This is a genomic window from Mycobacterium sp. NGS41 (assembly GCF_059812725.1).
On the sequence record NZ_JCALDF010000037.1, the window covers coordinates 14,667 to 34,282 of the forward strand.

At 65.7% G+C, this 19,616-nt stretch carries 18 protein-coding genes; 4 read left to right on the plus strand and 14 right to left on the minus strand.

Features of this window, described 5'->3' with window-relative positions; all coding sequences use genetic code 11:
* On the minus strand, positions 1 to 1,641 hold the full coding sequence (locus AC5Y21_RS22990; protein ID WP_499915863.1) for an acetolactate synthase: 1,641 nt from the start codon (positions 1,639 to 1,641) through the stop codon (positions 1 to 3).
* Between the two features lie 83 nt (positions 1,642 to 1,724).
* On the opposite strand from AC5Y21_RS22990, the gene AC5Y21_RS22995 reads away from it, so the two are divergent.
* Positions 1,725 to 3,632, plus strand: a complete 1,908-nt coding sequence (locus tag AC5Y21_RS22995; protein ID WP_499915865.1) for an ABC transporter ATP-binding protein/permease — start codon at positions 1,725 to 1,727, stop codon at positions 3,630 to 3,632.
* A gap of 99 nt (positions 3,633 to 3,731) precedes the next feature.
* Here AC5Y21_RS22995 and AC5Y21_RS23000 read toward each other — a convergent pair whose 3' ends face one another.
* From AC5Y21_RS23000 to AC5Y21_RS23010, 3 genes are all read right to left on the minus strand, one after another.
* Positions 3,732 to 5,213: an FAD-binding protein gene (locus tag AC5Y21_RS23000; RefSeq protein ID WP_499915867.1), complete on the minus strand. Its 1,482-nt coding sequence runs from the start codon at positions 5,211 to 5,213 to the stop codon at positions 3,732 to 3,734.
* Positions 5,210 to 5,725 carry a VOC family protein gene (locus tag AC5Y21_RS23005; protein ID WP_499915870.1) on the minus strand — a complete coding sequence of 172 codons (516 nt, stop codon included), beginning with the start codon at positions 5,723 to 5,725 and terminating at the stop codon, positions 5,210 to 5,212. Before AC5Y21_RS23005 ends, AC5Y21_RS23000 begins: the two co-directional genes overlap by 4 nt.
* 196 nt (positions 5,726 to 5,921) lie before the next feature.
* Positions 5,922 to 6,605, minus strand: coding sequence for a TetR/AcrR family transcriptional regulator (locus AC5Y21_RS23010; protein ID WP_499915872.1), 684 nt, complete (start codon positions 6,603 to 6,605; stop codon positions 5,922 to 5,924).
* Positions 6,606 to 6,727: 122 nt separating this feature from the next.
* On the opposite strand from AC5Y21_RS23010, the gene AC5Y21_RS23015 reads away from it, so the two are divergent.
* Complete coding sequence (locus AC5Y21_RS23015; RefSeq protein WP_499915874.1) at positions 6,728 to 7,177, plus strand: nitroreductase/quinone reductase family protein; 450 nt, start codon at positions 6,728 to 6,730, stop codon at positions 7,175 to 7,177.
* Between the two features lie 12 nt (positions 7,178 to 7,189).
* Here AC5Y21_RS23015 and AC5Y21_RS23020 read toward each other — a convergent pair whose 3' ends face one another.
* Complete coding sequence (locus AC5Y21_RS23020) at positions 7,190 to 7,849, minus strand: Rv1815 family serine proteinase (protein ID WP_499915876.1); 660 nt, start codon at positions 7,847 to 7,849, stop codon at positions 7,190 to 7,192.
* A gap of 103 nt (positions 7,850 to 7,952) precedes the next feature.
* Positions 7,953 to 8,864 (minus strand): sterol desaturase family protein, encoded by a 912-nt coding sequence (locus tag AC5Y21_RS23025; protein ID WP_499915917.1) that lies wholly within the window; start codon positions 8,862 to 8,864, stop codon positions 7,953 to 7,955.
* Between the two features lie 121 nt (positions 8,865 to 8,985).
* On the opposite strand from AC5Y21_RS23025, the gene AC5Y21_RS23030 reads away from it, so the two are divergent.
* Positions 8,986 to 9,906: an alpha/beta hydrolase fold domain-containing protein gene (locus tag AC5Y21_RS23030; protein ID WP_499915878.1), complete on the plus strand. Its 921-nt coding sequence runs from the start codon at positions 8,986 to 8,988 to the stop codon at positions 9,904 to 9,906.
* The gene (locus AC5Y21_RS23035; protein ID WP_499915880.1) at positions 9,903 to 11,102 is read left to right on the plus strand and encodes an NAD(P)/FAD-dependent oxidoreductase; all 1,200 of its coding nucleotides are present in this window, start codon (positions 9,903 to 9,905) and stop codon (positions 11,100 to 11,102) included. The genes AC5Y21_RS23030 and AC5Y21_RS23035 overlap by 4 nt, the downstream gene beginning before the upstream one ends.
* 115 nt (positions 11,103 to 11,217) lie before the next feature.
* Here AC5Y21_RS23035 and AC5Y21_RS23040 read toward each other — a convergent pair whose 3' ends face one another.
* The 8 genes from AC5Y21_RS23040 to AC5Y21_RS23075 all read right to left on the minus strand — a co-directional run bounded on the left by AC5Y21_RS23040 (position 11,218) and on the right by AC5Y21_RS23075 (position 19,394).
* Complete coding sequence (locus tag AC5Y21_RS23040; protein WP_499915882.1) at positions 11,218 to 11,928, minus strand: MgtC/SapB family protein; 711 nt, start codon at positions 11,926 to 11,928, stop codon at positions 11,218 to 11,220.
* Positions 11,929 to 12,025: 97 nt separating this feature from the next.
* A complete protein-coding gene (locus AC5Y21_RS23045) occupies positions 12,026 to 12,343 on the minus strand; it encodes a DUF732 domain-containing protein (protein ID WP_499915884.1) in 318 nt (105 codons plus the stop codon).
* A 5-nt stretch (positions 12,344 to 12,348) separates the two neighbouring features.
* Positions 12,349 to 13,740, minus strand: a complete 1,392-nt coding sequence (locus AC5Y21_RS23050; protein ID WP_499915886.1) for a PPE family protein — start codon at positions 13,738 to 13,740, stop codon at positions 12,349 to 12,351.
* Positions 13,741 to 13,762: 22 nt separating this feature from the next.
* Positions 13,763 to 14,062: a PE family protein gene (locus AC5Y21_RS23055; RefSeq protein WP_499915888.1), complete on the minus strand. Its 300-nt coding sequence runs from the start codon at positions 14,060 to 14,062 to the stop codon at positions 13,763 to 13,765.
* A 75-nt stretch (positions 14,063 to 14,137) separates the two neighbouring features.
* Entirely contained in the window at positions 14,138 to 15,391 is a 1,254-nt protein-coding gene (locus AC5Y21_RS23060; protein ID WP_499915919.1) for a PPE family protein, read from the minus strand.
* 931 nt (positions 15,392 to 16,322) lie between these two features.
* The gene (locus AC5Y21_RS23065) at positions 16,323 to 16,646 is read right to left on the minus strand and encodes a DUF732 domain-containing protein (protein ID WP_499915890.1); all 324 of its coding nucleotides are present in this window, start codon (positions 16,644 to 16,646) and stop codon (positions 16,323 to 16,325) included.
* Between the two features lie 80 nt (positions 16,647 to 16,726).
* Entirely contained in the window at positions 16,727 to 18,133 is a 1,407-nt protein-coding gene (locus AC5Y21_RS23070) for a PPE family protein (RefSeq protein WP_499915892.1), read from the minus strand.
* A 13-nt stretch (positions 18,134 to 18,146) separates the two neighbouring features.
* The gene (locus tag AC5Y21_RS23075; protein ID WP_499915894.1) at positions 18,147 to 19,394 is read right to left on the minus strand and encodes a PPE family protein; all 1,248 of its coding nucleotides are present in this window, start codon (positions 19,392 to 19,394) and stop codon (positions 18,147 to 18,149) included.
* Between the last annotated feature and the right edge of the window lie 222 nt (positions 19,395 to 19,616).

Below are 19,616 nucleotides of genomic sequence, written 5' to 3' on the forward strand. Positions count from 1 at the left end.
CTAGGCCAAGTTGGATCGGCGTGGATAGGCGACGCTGGGATCGGTGAGCACGTTGACGACGGCGGGCAGGCCACTGGCAAACGCGCGTTCCAGCGCGGGCCGGAGCTCGCCCGGCGCGGACACCAGCTCGCCATGGCCACCCAGGGCGCGCACCACCTCGTCGTAGCGGGTGCCAGGGCGCAACTCGGCTACCACCGAATAGCCGTACAACGCCTCCATCGGGTGTTTCTCCAGCCCCCAGATGCCGTTGTTGCCGATGACCGACACGACCGGCACGTTGTGCCGGACCAGCGTGTCCCACTCCATGCCGCTGAACCCGAATGCCCCGTCGCCTTGCAGCAGCACGACCTGGCGGTCCGGATGGGCCAGTTTGGCGGCCAGGGCGTAACCAGGTCCGGAACCGAGGCAGCCGAACGGCCCGCTGTCCAGCCAGCAGCCGGGCTGATAGCTGTCGATCACCCGGCCGGCATAGGAGCCGAAATCGCCGGCGTCGATGACGACGACGGCGTCGCGGTCCAGCATCGGGGCCAGCTCGGCATACACCCGCATCGGATGCAGCGGGGTCCGGTCGTCGGCCAGCTCGGCCTTCTCGTGGTCACGCGCCGCGGTCTCCACTGTGCGCAGCTCGCCGATCCAGTCCTGGTGATCGGTTCCGCCTGCGCCGGCTAACGCAGCGAGGATTGTCGTCAAATCCCCGTACAGGCCGGCCGCGATCGATCGCGGGTGCTCACGCTGCGGCCCGACACGGTCTATCACGACGATCTCGGTTTCCGCCCCGAACACCTTGCCGAAGCCGAGGCGGAAATCCATGGGCACGCCCACGACGAGCGCCACATCCGCCTCGCCCAGCGCTTTGCCGCGGGCCCGCGAAAAGGCCATCGGGTGGTCGGCGGCGACGACACCCCTGGCCATGCCATTCATCAGCACCGGGATCCGCTGCTCTTCGGCGAGGCGCAGCAGCGCCGCCTCCGCGTGTCCCCACCAGACGTTGGTTCCGGCCATGATCACCGGTCGCCGCGCCGTCGACAGCAGGCCGGCGGCGCGCTCCACGGCCTGGGCGTCGGGCGCGGGTGCGGCGGGGAGCTCGGTGAGCGCGCCGGGGCCGCCATCGTCGTCAGCCATAGAGAAGACGTGATCCATTGGGAAGTCGACGAATCCCACACCGGACGGCGCAGTGACCGCCGCCCGTAGCGCTTCGTCGATCAACCGGCCCGCCGCTTCCGCCGACTCTGCGGTGGCGGCGAACCGGGTCAGCGGCGCCACGAACGGCACGTGGTCGATCTCCTGCAGCGAGCCCATCCCCCAGCGCAGCGCCGGGGCGCGGCCGCCCAGCACCACCAGCGGCGACTGGTTCTGCTGCGCGGCAGCCATCGCGCTCATCCCGTTGGTAACCCCAGGCCCCGCGGTCAGCGCGGCCACCCCGGGCACCCGGGTCACCTTCGACCAACCTTCGGCGGCAAAGGTCGCGGTCTGTTCGTGGCGGGTGTCGATCAGGCGGACACCCTCGTCGCGGCAGCCGTCGTAAATGGAGAACAGATGACCCCCCGACAGGGTGAACATCGTGTCGATGCCGTTGGCGCGCAGTCGACGGGCGATAAGCCGGCCGGCGTGGACTGTCTGGCTGGGAGCCTCGGTGCTCATATCCGCAGCCTATCGCCGCCCTCAGGTACCTTCGCGGGGAAGTACGCCCGACCAGATACCTCGGCAGCAAGGAGACGTCATCCATGGACCACAGGCTCTTCAAGCCGTCCATTGACTGGTCCGCGGCGACCCTGGATTCCCTCAGGTGGCTCGCGATCGCGTGGGTGATCAGCGCGGTCTCTGTCGTGGTGCTGCTGGCCGTGTTGCGGTATTTCACAGTCTGGGGCCGGCAGTTCTGGCGGATCAGCGGAGGCTACTTCACTGGCCGGCATTCCGTGCGGGTCTGGGCGATGCTCGGTGTCTTGTTGCTGTTGGTCCTGTTCTCGGTGCATCTCAACGTGCTCTTCAGCTACTTCCACAACGACCTCTATACGTCGCTGCAGTACGCGGTCCGAGGCATGGCATTGGGTAACGCTGAGGTCAAACAATCTGGCGTGCAGGGCTTTTGGATGTCGATGCTGCATTTCAGCGTGCTGGCAGCCATCTACATTGGCCTGGTGGTGCTCGACATCTATCTGACTCAGCGATTCATCATCGCCTGGCGCATCTGGCTGACCGGCCACCTCACCGACGACTGGCTGGACGGTAAGGCCTACTACCGGGACCTGTTCGTCGACAAGCCGATCGACAACCCCGACCAGCGCATTCAGCAGGACATCGACATCTTCACCGCCGGAGCCGGAAACACCCCGAACATTCCACGTAACGGGACGCAGAACATTCTGCTGCTAGGCGGTGTGCATGCCATCGCCTCGGTGATTGCTTTCGCCGATATTCTGTGGAACCTCTCCGGACAACTGGGCATCCTGCCGCGTGCCATGTTTTGGATCGCACTGGTCTATGTGCTGCTCGCGACTGTCGTCGCATTCTGGCTCGGTAGGCCCTTGATCTGGCTCAGCTTCAACAACGAAAAGTTCAACGCCGCATTCCGTTATGCATTGGTGCGGCTGCGCGACGCCGCCGAAGCCGTCGGTTTCTATCGTGGTGAGCGCGTCGAGCGAACGCAATTGTGGCGGCGTTTCATGCCGATCATCGTCAACTACCGCAGGTATGTTCGCCGGACTCTCGGGTTTGAGGGATGGAACTGGTCGATGTCCCAGGCGCTTGTCCCGTTGCCGTGGGTGGTCCAGGCGCCTCGGCTGTTTTCGAGTCAAATCCAGTTGGGCGACGTCACGCAGACAGCGTCGGCGTTCGGTGAGATCACGAATTCGCTGTCGTTCTTCCGCAATTCATACGACCAGTTCGCGGCCTACCGCGCGGCGATCATCCGATTGCACGGGCTGGTGGACGCGAACGAAAGGGGCCGCGCGCTGCCCTCGATCCTGGTCAAGCCCAGCCGGGAGGTGGCCGTTGAGCTCGCCAACGTCGAGGTGCGCACCCCGGCCGGAGACCGATTGATCGACCCGCTCGACGTACAGCTGGAAAGGGGTTCGTCGCTGGTGATCGTCGGTCAGTCAGGAACGGGTAAGACGACGCTGCTGCGGAGTCTGGCCGAATTGTGGCCGTACGCATCGGGAACCCTGACCTGCCCGGAGGGCGACAACGCGACGATGTTCCTGTCGCAGTTGCCGTACGTGCCCCTGGGCACGCTGCGCAGCGTGGTGTGTTACCCGAACTCACCGGACGCCATTGCCGAAAACACGCTGCGGGAAACGCTCGGTCAAGTCGCGCTTGCGCCGTTGTGCGAGCGGCTGGACGAGGAGCGCGACTGGGCCAAGGTGCTTTCCCCGGGCGAACAGCAGCGGATCGCCTTTGCCCGTATCCTGCTCACCAAACCGAAGGCGGTCTTCCTCGACGAAAGCACGTCCGCGCTCGACGAAGGGCTGGAATTCGCGCTCTACCAATTGCTTCGGAGCGAATTGCCGGACTGCGTGGTGGTCAGCGTCAGCCATCGCCATGCCGTCGAGTTGCTCCACGATCACCAACTGGAGTTGCTGGGTGGGGGCCAATGGCGGCTCAGCCCGGTGGACCGGGAGGCGGCGCAGGTCTAGGCACCGCCGCGCGCCGAGCCTGCACTCATGGCATCGAGCCTGCGTCCACGGCCCGGTTTTCGCGAGTTTTCACGCCCTGGGCGCAGGCTCGGCCGAACGTCACCGCGTGGCGGCGTGCGTGCCGGCGCGGCGGCCGAAGAAGGAACCCTCACCGAGCTGCGTGCCGCTGGCGTAGCCCTTGCCGTCCTGGGCGAGGTTGGACGCGCATGCACCCACGGCATACAGCCCTGGGATGACGCTGCCGTCGGCGCGTTGCACCTCGCCGTCGACGGTGACCGCCAGGCCGCCGATGGTGAATCCCGAGTACATAGCCCGCCCGAGTGACAGATCGAACACCGCCCACGGGCCATGGTCTTGTGGCGCAAGGAATTCCGGCTGCTTGTGAAAATCTGGATCCTCTCCGTTGGCAGCCAGATCGTTGTAGTGGTCCAGCGTTGCCGCGAGGTTGCCCGCGGGAATACCCAGCGCGGTCTCCATTTCGGCGATCGTCTCGTAACCGTCGAGGAACCGGATCAGCGCCATCCCGGGCATCTCGGTGTGTGCTTCGTCGACGATCAGGTAAGCGGTCTGTTCCGGCTGCTCCAGCACGAAAGCCGAGGTGCGCGAGTGGTAGGAGTCCTCGGCGACGAAGCGTTTGCCCTCGTTATTGACGATCACGCCGGTCAACAGAATTTCCGGCGGATAGGCCGCCGCGGTGATGAACAACTCGTCCATGTGCTCGGTGGCCCCTCCCGCCGAGACACCCAACCGGATGCCCAGCCCGTCGTCGTGGGGGTTGCCCAGGATGTAGGGCGCCACCAGGCCATGGTGTTTGGTGCGCCGCGGCTGGCCCAGTGCGGGCGTGTGCTCGGCGACCATGTCCGCGTTCATCGCGAAACCGCCCGCGGCGATGACCACCGCTTTGGCCTTGACCGCGCCGGTTTCGGTGAAGTGCTTCCACGCGACGCCGGCCACCGCGCCGTCGTCGTTCAGGATCAGGTTGGTTGCGCCGGTCTCGTAGCGGATGTCCACCCCCAGCTCGTCGGCGCGTTTGACCAGCAGGTCGATCACCATCGCCGCGCCGCCCAGCTCGCCGGGTACCGGCACCGAGTGTCCACGCGGCGCCGGGATGGCCTGCTCGCAGAAGGGCCACACCTTTTCGTTGCCGGTGTAGCTCAGGCCCTCGGTGCCCGGCGGGACGACCACTTTGCCCGGGAAGTAACTGCGCTCGAACTGGAACCCGAGGTCTTCCAGCCAGTTGAAATGCTCGACGCTGCCGTCGCAGTACGCGCGAATTTTTTCGTGGTCCGGCTCCCGCGACACGGCGACCAGGTATTTGTACATTTCCTCCGGCGAGTCGGGGTGGCCCGTGGCCTGCTGTACCGCGGTGCCGCCGCCCAGGTAGAAGTGCCCTCCGGCAAGCGAAGTGGTGCCGCCGGCCGCGGCGGCGCGCTCGAGCACCAGGACCCGCGCGCCGCCGGCCGCCGCGCTGACCGCAGCGCAACCGCCGCCGATGCCGAAGCCGATCACCACCACATCGACGTCATCCGACCAGGACGTCACCGTGTCCGCATTGACCGTCGCTGGGATCTGGGTGCTCACCGCTGCTCCTGTTTGATCTGCTCGTGTTTGATGTAGTCGTAGAACGCCCTCATCTCCGGCGAGATGTGGGCGATCTCTATGAACGGCACTCCGGCCTGTGGCGCTGACACGTAGGCGAATTGGATTCCGCCCGGCATCATGCCCTGCTGGACAACCGGCGCGCCGCTAGCCGCCGCTGTCGCCAGCGCCGCGTCGAATTGCTCCGCGCTTTCGGCCTCCATGCAGATGTGGTGCAAACCGGGCCCGTTGTCGCGCAGAAAGTCACTATAGATGTTCTCGCCGCCGACCGGCGAGATCAGTTCCAGCTGCATGTCGCCGAGATAGCTCAGCGAAATACTCGCGACGAAGTCCGCGGGCTTTCCGTGGTAGCTGCAGCTGTCCGGAGCGAAATGGACGTCCGGGATGCGCACCCACTTCCGCACGCCTAACAAGCCGGTGAGGGCCGTTTCGGTGGCGTCCAGGTCGGGGGTGACCCATGCGATCTGCATCGGCGATTGAACGGGCAGGTTCATCGTCTCGCAGGATAGCCCAGCCCGTGCGTCGTCAAAAAGGGTCAGGACGCACTTTGCCGCCGTCGGCAACGAGCGTCGTCCGAAGCCTGGGTGAACACGTTCTAATTCCGGCCGGTGCCCAAGTTGCCGAGCAGACACAAAATCGCCCCAATTCGTGCCGAAATGGGCGATTTTGCGTCTGCTCGGCAGTGGTACGTCAGTGCTCGGCCAGCACGCCGGTCAGCAGCCGTACCTGCGTATCGAATACCGGCTCGGGGTCGGTGAGGGTGTCGGCGCCGTACTGTCCGAAAACCTCCAGGCTGATCGCGCCCACCACGCCCGCCCATAGCAGAAAGCATTTCGCAATGACCTGATCGTCGCCCGGAAAGCCGAATTCTTGGCGAATCCGCTCAAAGTCCGATGCCATCGGTTGGGCGGCAACGTCATTGGTCAGCCTGATGTCGCCGGTGGCGATTCCGGCGGCTATGGCGTCGAAGAACGCGCCGACGACGCGGGTGCCGACACCGACGGTGCGTTCGGGCGGTGCATGATAGCCGGGTACCGGGCTGCCGTAGAGCAAGGCCCAGCGGGCCGGGTGCGCAACCGCCCATCGCCGCGCCGCCCGCGCGATCGCGAGGACGTCGTCACTCCACACATCGGCCGGGGCTTCGCGCGCCGCATCCACGGCGTCGGCCAGGTCGGAGTATGCATCGACGAGCAGCAATGTCAGCAATTCATCGCGACTGGACACGTACCGGTACACCGCCGAGGACACCATGCCCAAATCCCGCGCGATCGCGCGCAGCGACAAGCCCGCCGCGCCGTGCTCGACCAGGTGGCGGCGACCGAGTTCGATGATTCTCCCCTCGATCTGCTCCCGCGATTCCTGGCGTTTGCCCATCCGGTCAGTCTCGCACAATCGAGATCACTGCTCTTGCATTTCCCCCGGGCGTGTGGCACCGTATGCGGTTGAAAGAGAGCACTGCTCTCGAATGCTACGGATGCGGCGGAGAGGATTACATCATGCCCACGCGATACGACGAACCCAACCGGGCCGCCCGAGCCGCCAACAATGTGATCCGCTGGCTCGCCGAACTCGGGATCAGCATTGCCGGAACCCGGGCGCTGCGTGTCCGGGGCCGCAAGACCGGCAAACAGCGCGGTGTGGTGATCAACCTGCTGACCGTCGACGGTGTGGACTATGTCGTCTCACCGCGCGGCAACACCCAGTGGGCGCGCAACGTAAGGGCCGCGGGGTTCGTCGACGTTGGACCGCGCTGGCGCAGCCGGCGTGCCGGCATCAGCGAGGTGCCCGACGACGCCAAACCCGAATTGTTGCGGCGCTATCTGGCCCGGTGGTACTGGCAGGTCAAGGATTACGTTCTCGGCGTGACCCCAGAATCCGGAGACGACGAATTGCGCGCTGTCGCGCCGTCCATCCCGGTATTCGCGCTGGTCGCCGCAGCCCACTGAGGTGAGCCGCGGCTACCCCGCGCCGCCGAGGTCGGCGTTGGATTGCTCGGAAATGTTCCGCCAGGACACCGCCGCCGGAAAATCTCCCCAGACGCTGTTGAAGATTCCGACGATTTGGGCCGCGCCCCCGCCGGACAGATAGACCGGTCCTCCCGAGTCGCCCTTCTGACTGACGACGCCGTGGGACATGGTGAACCAGCCGTTGTTGACGCTTTCGACGGTTCCGCAGGTTTCACCGGTGGTCACGCCGAAATGACAGATCGGTTCGCCGGGAGCAACCGAAACTCCCCTGCCTTCCAGCGGCCGACCGCCAGGCAGGACGTTGCTCACCGCGACGTTGTCGGCTAACACGATCGCCTCGTAGTCGGAGATCATCTGGTCGGTGGCCACCGTCGTGCCGGTCGGCGTGTTGTCCCGGAAAGCCGCAAGATGACCGATGACGTTGTTCGCCCAGTCGGTGACCACGCCCCCTCCGCGGCAATGGCCGGCGGTATAGGCAATCCTGCGGCCCGGGTCGACGTAGCCCAGGGTGCAGAGTTTGCTGTCCTGATGGATCTCCATGCCCGGGAATACCGTCGGGGGGTCTGCGCTGGCCGTCACCGGTGACACCCCGAACGCAATTGCCGATCCGGCCGCGGCCGAGGCGCATACGCGCATAGCCCGGTGACGCATCAAAGGCCTCCGATCCATCAGGGCCGGCGCCAACGGCCGACCACAGGTCGAGGTTACGCGTAACCCCCCTCGACGTAGCTTTTCGCGCCGTCGGACGCCAGCGTTACCGCGACTTGGCCAGCGCGGCCGCGTCGTCGGCCTGACGTGCGGCGCGTGGCTCCCAGCCGGGCGGCCCGAAGACATAGCCGAGGCGATCACGCAGTCGGGTGGCCGAGCGCCAGTCACGAGCGATCGCCACGTACTCGCGGGTCTGCAGCTTCCAGATGTTGAACGTGTCGACTTGCTTGGTCAGCCCGTAATGCGGGCGGAACAACTCGGGCTGGAACGACCCGAACAGCCGGTCCCAGATGATCAGGATGCCGCCGTAGTTCTTGTCCAGGTACAGCTGGTCCATGCCGTGGTGCACCCGATGGTGCGACGGGGTATTCAAGACGAATTCGAGTGGCCGCGGCAGCTTGCCGACTCGCTCGGTGTGCACCCAAAACTGGTAGATCAGGTTCAACGACCAGCTGAAGTACACCATCCACGGGGGAAGTCCCAGCAGCGGCAACGGGATCCACATTAAGACCTCGCCGCTGTTGTTCCACTTCTGGCGCAACGCGGTGGCAAAGTTGAAGTATTCGCTGGAGTGGTGCGCCTGGTGTGTGGCCCAGATCAGCCGGACCCGGTGTGCGATGCGGTGGTAGCCGTAGTAGAGCAGGTCGACGCCGAGCAGCGCGATGACCCAGGTGTACCACCGGCTCGGCGATAGATGCCACGGCGCAAGGTACGCATAGATCGCGGCGTAGCCGAGCAGGGCCAGAGCCTTCCAGGCGGCCGAGGTGGCGATGGAAACCAGCCCCATATAGATGCTGGCCATGGAGTCGCGGACGAGGTATGCGCCGGAGGCCGGTCGCGACTGCGTTGAGTTCTGCGTCTGCTCGGCGGCGATGTGCTCGAGCTTGCGGGCCGCTGTCCACTCCAGGATCAGCAGCAACAGGAAGAAGGGAATGGCGAACAGGACCGGTTCCCGCATTTGCTCGGGTAGCCCGAACCAGAATCCGGTCAGCGCATTCACAGCACCTAGATTACGGCTCCTTGTTCTCGCCACGTGAGCACCTGACGGAACCGCGGACGGTGGGTACACACTGTGCGTGATGAGACCGACAAATCACGGGATGCTCAACAGAGGCTTCACCCAGCGTCTGCTCCGCGCCACCGGTGTGCGAAATCGGCTCTTTCCGGCCGCGAAGCTGGATCAGTGGGCGGCCAACCCCCGACTGCCCTACGCCGGCCAGCCGTCCAAGCGCGTGCTGAAGAGGGTCGAGGTCACTCGGGAAGTCCTCAACGACCGGTCGGTATATCGGGTCACCCCGCGGTTGGCCGACGGCGAGACGCCCAGCGATCACGTGCTCTATCTGCACGGCGGGGCTTACGTGCTCGATTTGATGCCGCACTTCCACTGGCCCGCGATCGCCAAGCTGGCGAACCTGCTGCGGCGCACGATGATCGTGCCGATCTACCCCATCGCCCCCGAGCACAGCTACCGCGAGGTGTTCCCCTTCCTGCTGCAGGTGTACCGGCGCATGCTGGACGGCTGTGACCCGAGTTCGGTTGCCTTCATGGGTGATTCGGCGGGCGGCGGTATGGCCTTCGCACTGTGCCATGCGGTGCGAGACGCTGGTCTCCCGCCGCCCAGCGACGCCGTGTTGCTCTCCCCGTGGATGCACGTCGGCCTGCCGGACCCGGATGTGCCGGCCCTCGCCAAGCGCGACCCGTTTCTCAACCTGGACGACCTGCGCGCGGCCGGTATCCGCTATGCCGACGGCGACCCGCTGGACACTCCCCTGGTCAGTCCCAGCGTGGGACCGCTGACTGAACTGCCGCGCCTGACGATATTCACCGGGACCCACGACGTGCTCAACCCCGACGCCAGGGCCTTTCGCAAGCGGGCGGCAAACGAAGGTCTCGATGTCGGCTGGCACGAACTCGAGGGAGGCCTGCACACCTGGATGCTGCTGCCGGGTCGCGACGCCGTGACCGCGCTGGACCAGATCCGTCAGGTGTTGAGCCGTTGACCGACGTGATAGTGATCGGCTCGGGGTTCGCCGGCCTGTGGGCTGCGCTCGGGGCCGCCCGGCGACTCGACGACCTCGCCGTCCCGCCGGGCACGGTCGACATCACGGTGCTGAGCGCCAAGCCATTTCACGACATCCGGGTTCGCAATTACGAAGCTGACCTGAGCGAGTGCCGAATTCGGCTCGCCGATGTGCTCGACCCCGCCGGAATTGCGCACGTCGCCACCGAGGTGACCGCGATCGACACCGACGCGCGCACCGCGACGACGTCGAACGGAACGACACACCGCTACGATCGGCTGGTTCTGGCCGCCGGCAGTCAGGTGCTCAAGCCCGACGTTCCGGGTCTGCGCGACTTCGGCTTTGACGTCGACACCTATGACGCCGCTGTCTTACTGCAGCACCACTTGTGCGGCCTGGCCGACGGACCGCCGAGTACGGCGTCCGCCACGGTGGTGGTGGTCGGAGCCGGCCTGACCGGTATCGAAGCGGCCTGCGAGCTGCCCGATCGGCTGCGGGCAATGTTCGGGCGCAACGGTGTCCCACCCCGGGTGGTGCTGGTCGACCACAACGCCTTCGTCGGCTCCGATATGGGCGCGTCAGCGCGGCCGGTGATCGAACAGGCCTTGTCGGACAACGGCGTGGAGACCAGGACGGGCGTGCGCGTCGCCGCGGTCGGCAAAGACCGCGTATCGCTGTCCTCGGGTGAGCAGATCGAGGCGGCCACCGTGGTGTGGTGTGCCGGTATGCGGGCCAGCCCGCTGACCGAACAGCTGCCGGTGGCCCGCGACCGGTTGGGGCGAGTGCAGGTCGACGATCACCTGCGGGTGATCGGTATCCCAGCGGTATTCGCCGCGGGCGACGTCGCCGTTGCCCGCATGGACGACGAGCACGTCTCGGTGATGTCGTGCCAGCACGGGCGCCCGATGGGCCGCTACGCCGGCTACAACGTCATCAGCGACCTGTTCGGCGAGCCGTTGCTCACGCTGCGGATCCCTTGGTATGTAACGGTTCTCGATCTCGGGCCGGCGGGCGCGGTGTACACCGAAGGCTGGGACCGCACAGTGGTGGCCCAAGGGGCGCAGGCCAAGACGACCAAACAGACCATCAATACCGTGCGGATCTATCCGCCGTTGTCGGGCGACCGGGGCGATCTGCTGGCCGCGGCCGCGCCCGAGCTGCAGGCCCGTCCGTAGGTCAGATGGTGGCGACCCGCAGCGCCCGGCTACGCCGCGCTTGCGATCGCCACGTAGGTCAGATGGTGGCGACCCGCAGCGCGCGGCTACGCCGCGCTTGCGATCGCCACGTAGGTCACTCGGCTTGAGCTTGCTCGCCGGCGTACCAGTGCACCGCGTAGACGCCCGGCTGCAACGACAGTTCGGCCACCAGCCGCTCGAGCTTGGCAGGCGTATGGCCGTCCATGAGCAGGTGCGCGGTCAAGGTGAGGTTGTCCTCGTCGTCGGCCCGCCCGGTGTGGATGCCGCGCAGAATGAGGTCGTTGCTGGCGGTGTGCTGCACGATCTGGGCGCGCGCGTACTTTGCCGATTTGGGGCGGCAGATCACCTGGACCTGGTAGGGCTGCAGGCCTTCGTCTTCCTCGACGGCGCTGTCGTGGTCGATGAGGCGCCCCAGCGGACGTCCGAACAAATGGATGGCCACGACGGCACCGGTCGCGATCAATGCGAACACCAGATGTCCCGAGGCGGCCAGCACACCAACGGCTGCCGAGCACCACAAGGTGGCGGCGGTGTTGAGTCCGCGGACGTTGAACCCCTCGCGCAGGATCACCCCACCGCCGAGAAACCCGATCCCGGAAACCACGTACGACGCGACCCGGGTGGCGCTGCTGTCCTCGGTGACGACGGAGTAGAGGACGAACAAGGTGGCGCCCGTGGCCACTAGTGCATTGGTGCGCAGGCCGGCCATCCGCGCTCGCCATTGCCGCTCGAGACCGATGAGGGCGCCACAGCCCATGCCGACGGCCAGTCGGAGCGCGAAATCGGCGATGGTCAGCGTATGCATGACGCCGCACTTCCTTCCGCTTCCACGACGGCGACGGCAGCTAAGCAGATGCGGGTTAACAGCAAGTGGAGCCGAGGCGAACCGGTGGTTGCTGCGGTCAGCGGGATTTCGGTGTCAGATGTTCGGGGCAGTACGTGTTCGACGCGATGGCCGCGAATCGGGCGGCGGCGTCCATCGTCATTCCGGGATTTTCGTTCTTGATGTCATGGACGACCTGCAAGCCCGTTTCGCCTCTGCTCATCATCCCGCACACGGCTTTGGCGGACGTGATGACTTGGCCTGGGCTGCTGTAGGTGAACCCGGCGTTCTCCAGCGCGAACAGGAAAGCGGCATCCTCGCCTTCCGGCTCGCCGTACGCGGGTGCCGCGAGAGCGATCGCCGAACCTGCGATGACAAGTGCTAATAGCCGTTTCATGGCACTCAACTCGATTGCGTGTCGGGCAATGTGACTTTGGGCTTGTCTCCGCTGGAGACGTGCACCGTGTGGATGCCGGGCTTTTTCGACAATCGATCTAGCAGAGCGTCGAGGCCGGCCTTGTCGACGTTCCAGTGCTGCACCGCGTCGGGGTCCTTTTGCAGCTTCGCGATGACATGGTCGAGTTTGACGGGCTCGACCGGCCCGCCGCGGCCAGTCGCGCGGGCGCGCGCACCACTTCCGCTGAGGACTCGAGGAGCTGCACTTGCCAGAGCACCCCCGGTCATGGCGCCCATTGCCATTTGGCCGACCAGACTGCCCGGGATTCCCGCGGCGGGCGCCGCGGCTAGGCTGGTAGCCGGCAACACGTTGCTGGCCAGCCTGATCGCCGGAGTCGCCGACGCCCAGGCCGGTGGCACCGACAAGCTGCCCACCACGTTCGCGTCGCCGACGCCGGCCGAGACCGCACTGGCCAGGCCCGCCGACCGTAGCCCCAGCCCCGCTCCCAGCGACGATTTCGGGATATCAGGCCCGGCCGAAGGGTTATAAAAATATTTGAACTCGGTCATGCCCAGGTTGGGGACGCTCATGCCGTCGTTGGCCACCGTGCTGAAACGGCTGATGTCGGCGAAAATCCCGAAAGTGTTCTGCCACAGCGGTCCGGCCAAGGGTGACCCCGTCAGGCTATTGAGGATCCCGTCCCCGAAAGCTATATAGGCGCGGGCAGCATCGCCGAAAGGTCGCAGGAAGTCCGCGATGGGGTTGGAGGAGAGCGCTGCCGCCGCGGGCAGCGCATTCGTCACAGCACTGGTGCCGCTTGCCGCACCGCCGGCCTCACCTACCGCGGCCGCCTGACTGGCGAGCCCAGCCGCATTGGTGGTCGGCGGCGGCTGGGTGAATGGCGTGAGTTGAGACGCGGCTGCCGACGAGCTGGCGTAGCTGACCATCGCGGCGGCGTCTTGTGCCCACATTTCGCCGTACTCGGCCTCGGTAGCGGCGATCGCGGCGGTGTTCTGCCCGAAAACGTTCGTTCCCACCAGCATTGCCAGCTGGGCGCGGTTCGCCGCGATCTCCGGCGGCGGTACGACGGCCGCAAAAGCGGTCTCATAGGCGCTCGCGGCCGCACCGGCCTGGCCGGCCGCGGTTTTGGCCTGCACCGAGGTGGCCGACAGCCAGGCCACGTACGGCGCCGCCGCGCTCGCCATGGCCACTGACGACGGCCCGCTCCACGCATCGTTGGCCAGGCCTTCGACGATCGTGCCGTAGGAAACCGCTGTGGACTGCAACTCACTCGCCAACGCATCCCAAGCGGCGGCGGCCGCCAGCATCGGGCCGGCACCCGGCCCGGTATACATCTCGGCGGAGGTGATCTCCGGTGGCTGGAATGCGAAACTCATTGCCGTACCGTTCCTTTGGCCGCTAGCCGGCAGCTGCTGCGTTGGCGGCCTCAGTGGCCGCATACGATGCGGCACTGGTCGCCAGGGTGTTCACAAACATCTCGTGAATCGCCGCTGCCTGGGCGCTGACCGCCTGGTACATCTGCGCGTGTGCGGCGAACTGCGCTGCGGTGAGCGCCGAAACCTCGTCGGCTGCGGCCGGAACCACGCCAGTCGTCGGAGGTGCTGCGGCAGCGTTCTCGGCCGTCATTAACGAGCCGAGAGCCTGCAGGTTGCCGGCCGCGGCCGCCAGCATCTCCGGTTGTGCCGTAACAAAACTCATGTCTCTAACTCCATCTCCACTAGTAGTCCCCGTACTGCTGCGCCCAAGTCAGATGCCACGCCGAAATCCCTCGTTCTAGTCCGCCGGAACCACGATGATGGTGGCCGTCGTAGCCGTGTCAGTGGGCTCCAATGTTCCCGCGCCGCCCGTGGCCCGGACGCCATTACTGACCGTGCTCACACCGGCGCCCGCCAAGATGCGTCCGCCCAGACTCGCCGCGGCCATTTCGCCGAACAGCGCGCCCGGCGAGGCTGCCGGAATCGCCGGGCCCGCACTCAAAGTCGTGCCGGGCAGGACCGACGCGACCGTTCTCATCACCGGTGCTTCCGTGGCCCACCCCGGCGGGACCGACAGCGACCCGACCAGGGTCGACCGGCCCATGGATCCTGCCACTGATCCCGCCCCGGGGTTCGGCGTAACCGAAGACACGTAGCCGCCCCGTAGCGGCGAAAGCGCCCCGACGGCACCCTTGTCGTTGAGAAGTGCAGCAACGCCAGGCGCGTTCTGCGACAGGCCCAGGAACTGAAGTGCAAAAAGCCACCAGCCGCCGCCCAAGACGAACGGAACGATGGGGCTGTAAGCACCGGTGATGGCTTGAAAAATGGAGCGGAATTCCACTGAGATTGGATAGAGGAAGTCGATGATCGACGCTGCCGGGGTCGCTGCCAGCGGGGCTGTCGCGCCGAGGCTTTGCAGCATGTTGGGCACCAGGTTGATCAGCTGAGGTACCTGTGCCGTTAGTTCCGACGCTTCCGAGGCGGCGGCTTGTGTGACGGCGGCGGATTGACGGGCCACCCCCGATGGGTCGGTGGTTTGCGGCGGCTCAGTGAACGGTGTCAGCTGCGTGGCGGCCGCCGACGAGCTGGCGTAGGCGTACATCGCCGCGGCGTCCTGGGCCCACATTTCGGCGTAGTGCGCTTCGGTGGCGGCGATCGCCGCGGTGTTCTGGCCGAGAATGTTGGTGGCAATCAGTGTCATCAACAGGCTGCGGTTAGCTGCGATCACCGGCGGGGGCACCGTCGCGGCGAATGCGGTCTCGTATGCGACCGCGGCGACTTTGGCCTGTACGGCCGACTGCTCTGCCTGGGTTGCCGTCGTTGTCATCCACCCCACGTAGGGCACCGCCGCGGTCATCATCGCGGTCGACGCCGGGCCCTGCCAGGGCCCGACTGTCATCCCCTGGATCGTCGAGCCGAATGACGCTGCGCTGGAATGTAATCCGGCGGCCAATGCGTCCCAACCCGCCGCAGCGGCCAACATCGGCCCCGGTCCTGGGCCGGCGTACATCCGCGCAGAGTTGATCTCGGGCGGAAGAGCCCCGAAATCCACAAACACCCCCGCTACCTCCGGTTCCTTACGACGCCGCGAGCGCCGGGGCGGCCACCGGCTGCTCGTGAACGATCCTGGTCTGTACGCTTGCTGATGCCGAAAGTGATTCGGCAGCAACATATTTCAGCTCACCCGTCGGAGCGGACGCGGGCGGGACCTCCGAATGCACGGTCACAAACGACATGAACTACCTCCTCGATGACCAGTGTTAGGAACCTGTGGACGGCGTTGTTTGGCCGTCTTACGTATTCCTCTGGTCCCTTAGATGGCCGCCATGGTAATCACGCACCGTTGGGCATGCTGTTGACGCAGTGCGGTTCATAGGAAACACATCAGATTGGCTGATGATTCGATCCGGTGAGGCCGCAGTGCGCTAATACAGCGGCGTTGGACCGGGAACTCGCGCGCGGCGCGTTCGGGACACCCGGCCGGTGAGATGTGCGACGTGAGCTCGACTGTGTAGCTAACGATATTATTACTGTTCTCTAGCAGTAGAGCTGGTTTCAGCAAACTAGCTCTGGTGGATCTCAAGCATTTTCAGGGTTGCAGCGCGGTATCCGGCAAATTGCTGCACACCGGCACCGTTGGCGAATGTTGATATGTGCTATTAAGCACGTCGTCATCTATGTCGCGCAGCCGAATTCACGGCAGTCGCTGTGTGCCTGCCGAATTATTTGAATTTGGCAGGTATCGGATCCGGTTTGGCTCGTGGCACATCGAATTTACAAGTCAGTTTGTGTATTTTGGCGAAAATAGTCGCGTCCGCAATGCTACTCCCTTCGAACGTGACGCTGCAGTCACGTTCGGTGCCCAACGTGACTGCAGCGTCACGCTCGGCGGGATACGGTTCGCCGCTGCATGTCAGTCGACGCGTTTCGAATCCTTTGGTAAGCAACACTTCTCAACCCCCAGACCAGGCCGAACAAGACTGCTATGCCCTGGAGAGTTGGTGGGGGCAGTAGAACTTCGCCGCGAGTACGGCGAACCTGCTTGCGTGTTCCAACGTGATCGCCGGGTTGCGGACCTTCAGGTCATGGATCAACTCGAGGCCGGATTCGCCGTTGTCCAAACACGTGCACACCGCTTTAGCCGACATGATGGCTTGATCCGGGCTGTTGAAGCCTATGTCGCTGTCCCGCAGAGCTCCGATGAAGCCGGCGTCGTCACCGAAGCCGTATTCCTGCGGTTCGGCATATGCCGGCGCGGCGAGGCCGATCACCATAGAGACGCCCAGGAGTGCCAGCAGCATTCTCATGATTCACCATCCTGTCCGGGCCGTTGCAATTGTTTTTTCTTAAATTGCTTGGTAGGTACTGCTTTTCGCGTGACGAGCACTTAACTCACCTGCTCATCCGGCGGCGCGACTCTGGATTTGGCTTTGGTCAGATGCACCGCGTGGACACCGGGTTTCTTCGACAGTTGCTCGAGCAGGCTGTCCAGGCCCTCTGGGTCGACGTTGTGGTGCTGCACGCTTTCGGGTTTTTCCGCGATCTGTGCGACCAGGCGTTTCAGTTTGTCCGGCGAGGCGTTGTCTTTGAGGTCTTTGAGCGGGGTAAGACGGCCTCGAACGCCCGTGGTCGCAACCTTGCTCGGAGCCCCGGCGCCCAGGGCACTGCCGAGCATGCCCGCCATAGACATCGAACTGAGCAGGCTCGCCTCGCCAAGCGCGGCCGCCGGAACCGCGTCCGGGCCGGCGGCCGACAACGCGGCGGCGACCATCCTGATGCCTGGGGTGGCAGTCGCCCAGCTCGGCGGGACGGTCAACTTTCCGACCAGAACTCCGCGTCCCCAATCCGCCTGCGCCGGGTTGGTGGCGCTGGTCAGCCAGCCTCGGCCCCAGTGCGGCGTGAGCCCGCCCCCGAGTGCGTCTTTCGGGAGGTCGCCGAACGCGGTCGCGTGCGGGGCGAACTTCAAGAACTGCGATGCGGGAAAGTTGACCAGTAGCCCGATGTCGTTGAACCCGGTGGTAAAGCCAAGCGGTCCCTTGATGGCCGAATACAGGGCTTCGAACGTCGATGCCCCGGACGGCCCGAAGAGGGCGTTCAACATCTGACGGGCCGTTTGCGTGTAAGAGGTGCTGAAGTTTGCTCCCACTTGCAAGAGCCACGACCCTGGATTGGAAATCGACGACAGCGACGACGCCGTCGACTGCACACTGCCGGCCGAGGTGCCGGCGGCTTGACCCGCGGCGAGGGCTTGGCCGGCCAGCCCGCTGGCATTTGCAACCTGCGGCGGCTCGGTGAAAGGTGTCACCTGGCTGGCGGCCGCCGAGGATGCGGCGTAGCTGTCCATCGCCACGGCGTCCTGGGCCCACATTTCGCCGTATTCGGCTTCGGTGGCCGCGATGGCCGCGGTGTTCTGCCCAAAGATGTTGGTCGCCAACAGCATCGCGAGTTGGCTCCGGTTGACCTCGATCGCTTCCGGCGGGACGTGAGCGGCGAACGCCGTCTCATAGGCGCTGGCAGCCGCGGTGGCCTGGCTCGCCGCTTCCGCGGCCTGGGTGGCGGTGGCGCTCATCCAGGTCAGGTAGGGCGCGACCGCGGCGGCCATGGCCACCGCGGACGGACCGACCCACGGCCCGCCGGTCAGGCTGGCGATCACTGCCGAATAGGAGCTCGCTGCGGACTGCAATTCGCTGGCCAGCCCGTCCCACGCTGCCGCAGCGGCCAGCATCGAGCCCGACCCCGGGCCGCTGTACATCCGGCCAGAGTTGAATTCCGGTGGAAACGCCGCATAGAACATGTCGATGCCCCCGTCAGTCCTCGAGCGCCGGTATCACGAAGATGGTGGCCGCGGCGGGATCAGCCTCGACGGCAAGGCTCAGCGACCGGGCCGTCGCAGTGCCACCCGACCCGAATGCGGTGGCGCCGAGGGCCCGTCCCGCCAGGCTCGCCAGACCCATTTCGCCGAAGACGCCGCCCTCGCCCGCCAGGGCGGCCTCCGGCGGGGCTGCGGGATGGATGGGCAGCACCGAGGCGAGCGTTCTGATCGCCGGGGCGGCTTGGGTCCAGCCTTGGGGCACCGACAGACTGCCGACCAGGGCCGCGCGGCCCATGGATCCAGACACCGAGGCGTTCGTTAAGCCCGCGGGCGCCATCTGCGCCGGCAGTTCGGTCGTCAAGGGCGCCAACGCCCCGGTGAAGGGCTTGGGTGGGGTGAAATACGCCTGGAGACCCTGAGCATTCTGCACGTAGGCGTACATCTGCCCGAACGACAGGAACGGGCCACCGGGTATCGAAGTGAGCCCCTGCAACGAGTAAGGCCCGGAGGCGATGGTGGACATGATGGTGTTCCAGTTGTTGATGTCGGTCATGAGTCCGCCCGACTGTCCAACTGATCCGGCGGTCGAGCCCAGGTTGTGCAGCCAAGTCGGCACCGAGTTGATCAGCTGCGATAGCTGCGTGCCGTTCTCCGAGCCGGCCGCGCTGCCGGCTTGAGACACCGCCGCGGATTGCAGGGTGTTCCCCGCGGCGTTGGTGGTCTGGGGCGGCTCGGTGAATGGCGTCAGCCGCGACGCGGACGCCGAGGTGCCGGCATAGGCATACATCGCGGCGGCGTCTTGCGCCCACATCTCCATATAGGCGGCTTCGGTGGCCATGATCGCCGGGGTGTTCTGCCCGAGGATGTTGGTGGCGATCAACGTCGCCAATAACGCGCGGTTGGCCGCGATCACCGGCGGCGGCACCGTGGCCGCGAATGCGGTCTCATAGGCGGCGGCGGCGAGTTTGGCCTGGGTGCCGGCCAGCTCGGCCTGAGCGCCCGTCGTATTGATCCACGCCACATACGGCGTGGCCGCGGCCGCCATTGTCATCGAGCTGGGACCGGTCCACGGTCCTCCCGTCAGGCTTTCGATCGTCGCGCGGTACGAGGCGGCCGTGGACTCCAACTCCGCGGCCAATTCATCCCAGGCCGCGGCGGCGGCCAGCATCGGTCCCGACCCTGCGCCGACATACATCCGAGCCGAGTTAATCTCTGGCGGAAGCGCCCCGAAGTCGACAAACAACCCCGTTACCCCCGGCCCTCACGTCACCGCGACGTCGGTAGCGGCCCATACCAAGTCCTCCGGCTGTGCGATCACAAAAGACATGGAGTACCTCGCTTATAACCGTGTCATCAGGAAACTGTTGACGGCGTTAGATATATGTGGCCGACGTATTGCTTCTGGTTCCTTAGATGGCCGCCATGGCCATCCGGTTCCCCTAACCTTGCCGGCGAATCTGCGCAC

Bases quoted from the DNA above. Each gene is read 5' to 3' on its own strand.
- AC5Y21_RS22990 (WP_499915863.1), bottom strand. From the start codon at position 1,641: ATGAGCACCGAGGCTCCCAGCCAGACAGTCCACGCCGGCCGGCTTATC.
- AC5Y21_RS22995 (WP_499915865.1), top strand. From the start codon at position 1,725: ATGGACCACAGGCTCTTCAAGCCGTCCATTGACTGGTCCGCGGCGACC.
- AC5Y21_RS23005 (WP_499915870.1), bottom strand. From the start codon at position 5,725: ATGAACCTGCCCGTTCAATCGCCGATGCAGATCGCATGGGTCACCCCC.
- AC5Y21_RS23010 (WP_499915872.1), bottom strand. From the start codon at position 6,605: ATGGGCAAACGCCAGGAATCGCGGGAGCAGATCGAGGGGAGAATCATC.
- AC5Y21_RS23015 (WP_499915874.1), top strand. From the start codon at position 6,728: ATGCCCACGCGATACGACGAACCCAACCGGGCCGCCCGAGCCGCCAAC.
- AC5Y21_RS23020 (WP_499915876.1), bottom strand. From the start codon at position 7,849: ATGCGTCACCGGGCTATGCGCGTATGCGCCTCGGCCGCGGCCGGATCG.
- AC5Y21_RS23025 (WP_499915917.1), bottom strand. From the start codon at position 8,864: ATGCGGGAACCGGTCCTGTTCGCCATTCCCTTCTTCCTGTTGCTGCTG.
- AC5Y21_RS23030 (WP_499915878.1), top strand. From the start codon at position 8,986: ATGAGACCGACAAATCACGGGATGCTCAACAGAGGCTTCACCCAGCGT.
- AC5Y21_RS23040 (WP_499915882.1), bottom strand. From the start codon at position 11,928: ATGCATACGCTGACCATCGCCGATTTCGCGCTCCGACTGGCCGTCGGC.
- AC5Y21_RS23045 (WP_499915884.1), bottom strand. From the start codon at position 12,343: ATGAAACGGCTATTAGCACTTGTCATCGCAGGTTCGGCGATCGCTCTC.
- AC5Y21_RS23050 (WP_499915886.1), bottom strand. From the start codon at position 13,740: ATGAGTTTCGCATTCCAGCCACCGGAGATCACCTCCGCCGAGATGTAT.
- AC5Y21_RS23055 (WP_499915888.1), bottom strand. From the start codon at position 14,062: ATGAGTTTTGTTACGGCACAACCGGAGATGCTGGCGGCCGCGGCCGGC.
- AC5Y21_RS23065 (WP_499915890.1), bottom strand. From the start codon at position 16,646: ATGAGAATGCTGCTGGCACTCCTGGGCGTCTCTATGGTGATCGGCCTC.
- AC5Y21_RS23070 (WP_499915892.1), bottom strand. From the start codon at position 18,133: ATGTTCTATGCGGCGTTTCCACCGGAATTCAACTCTGGCCGGATGTAC.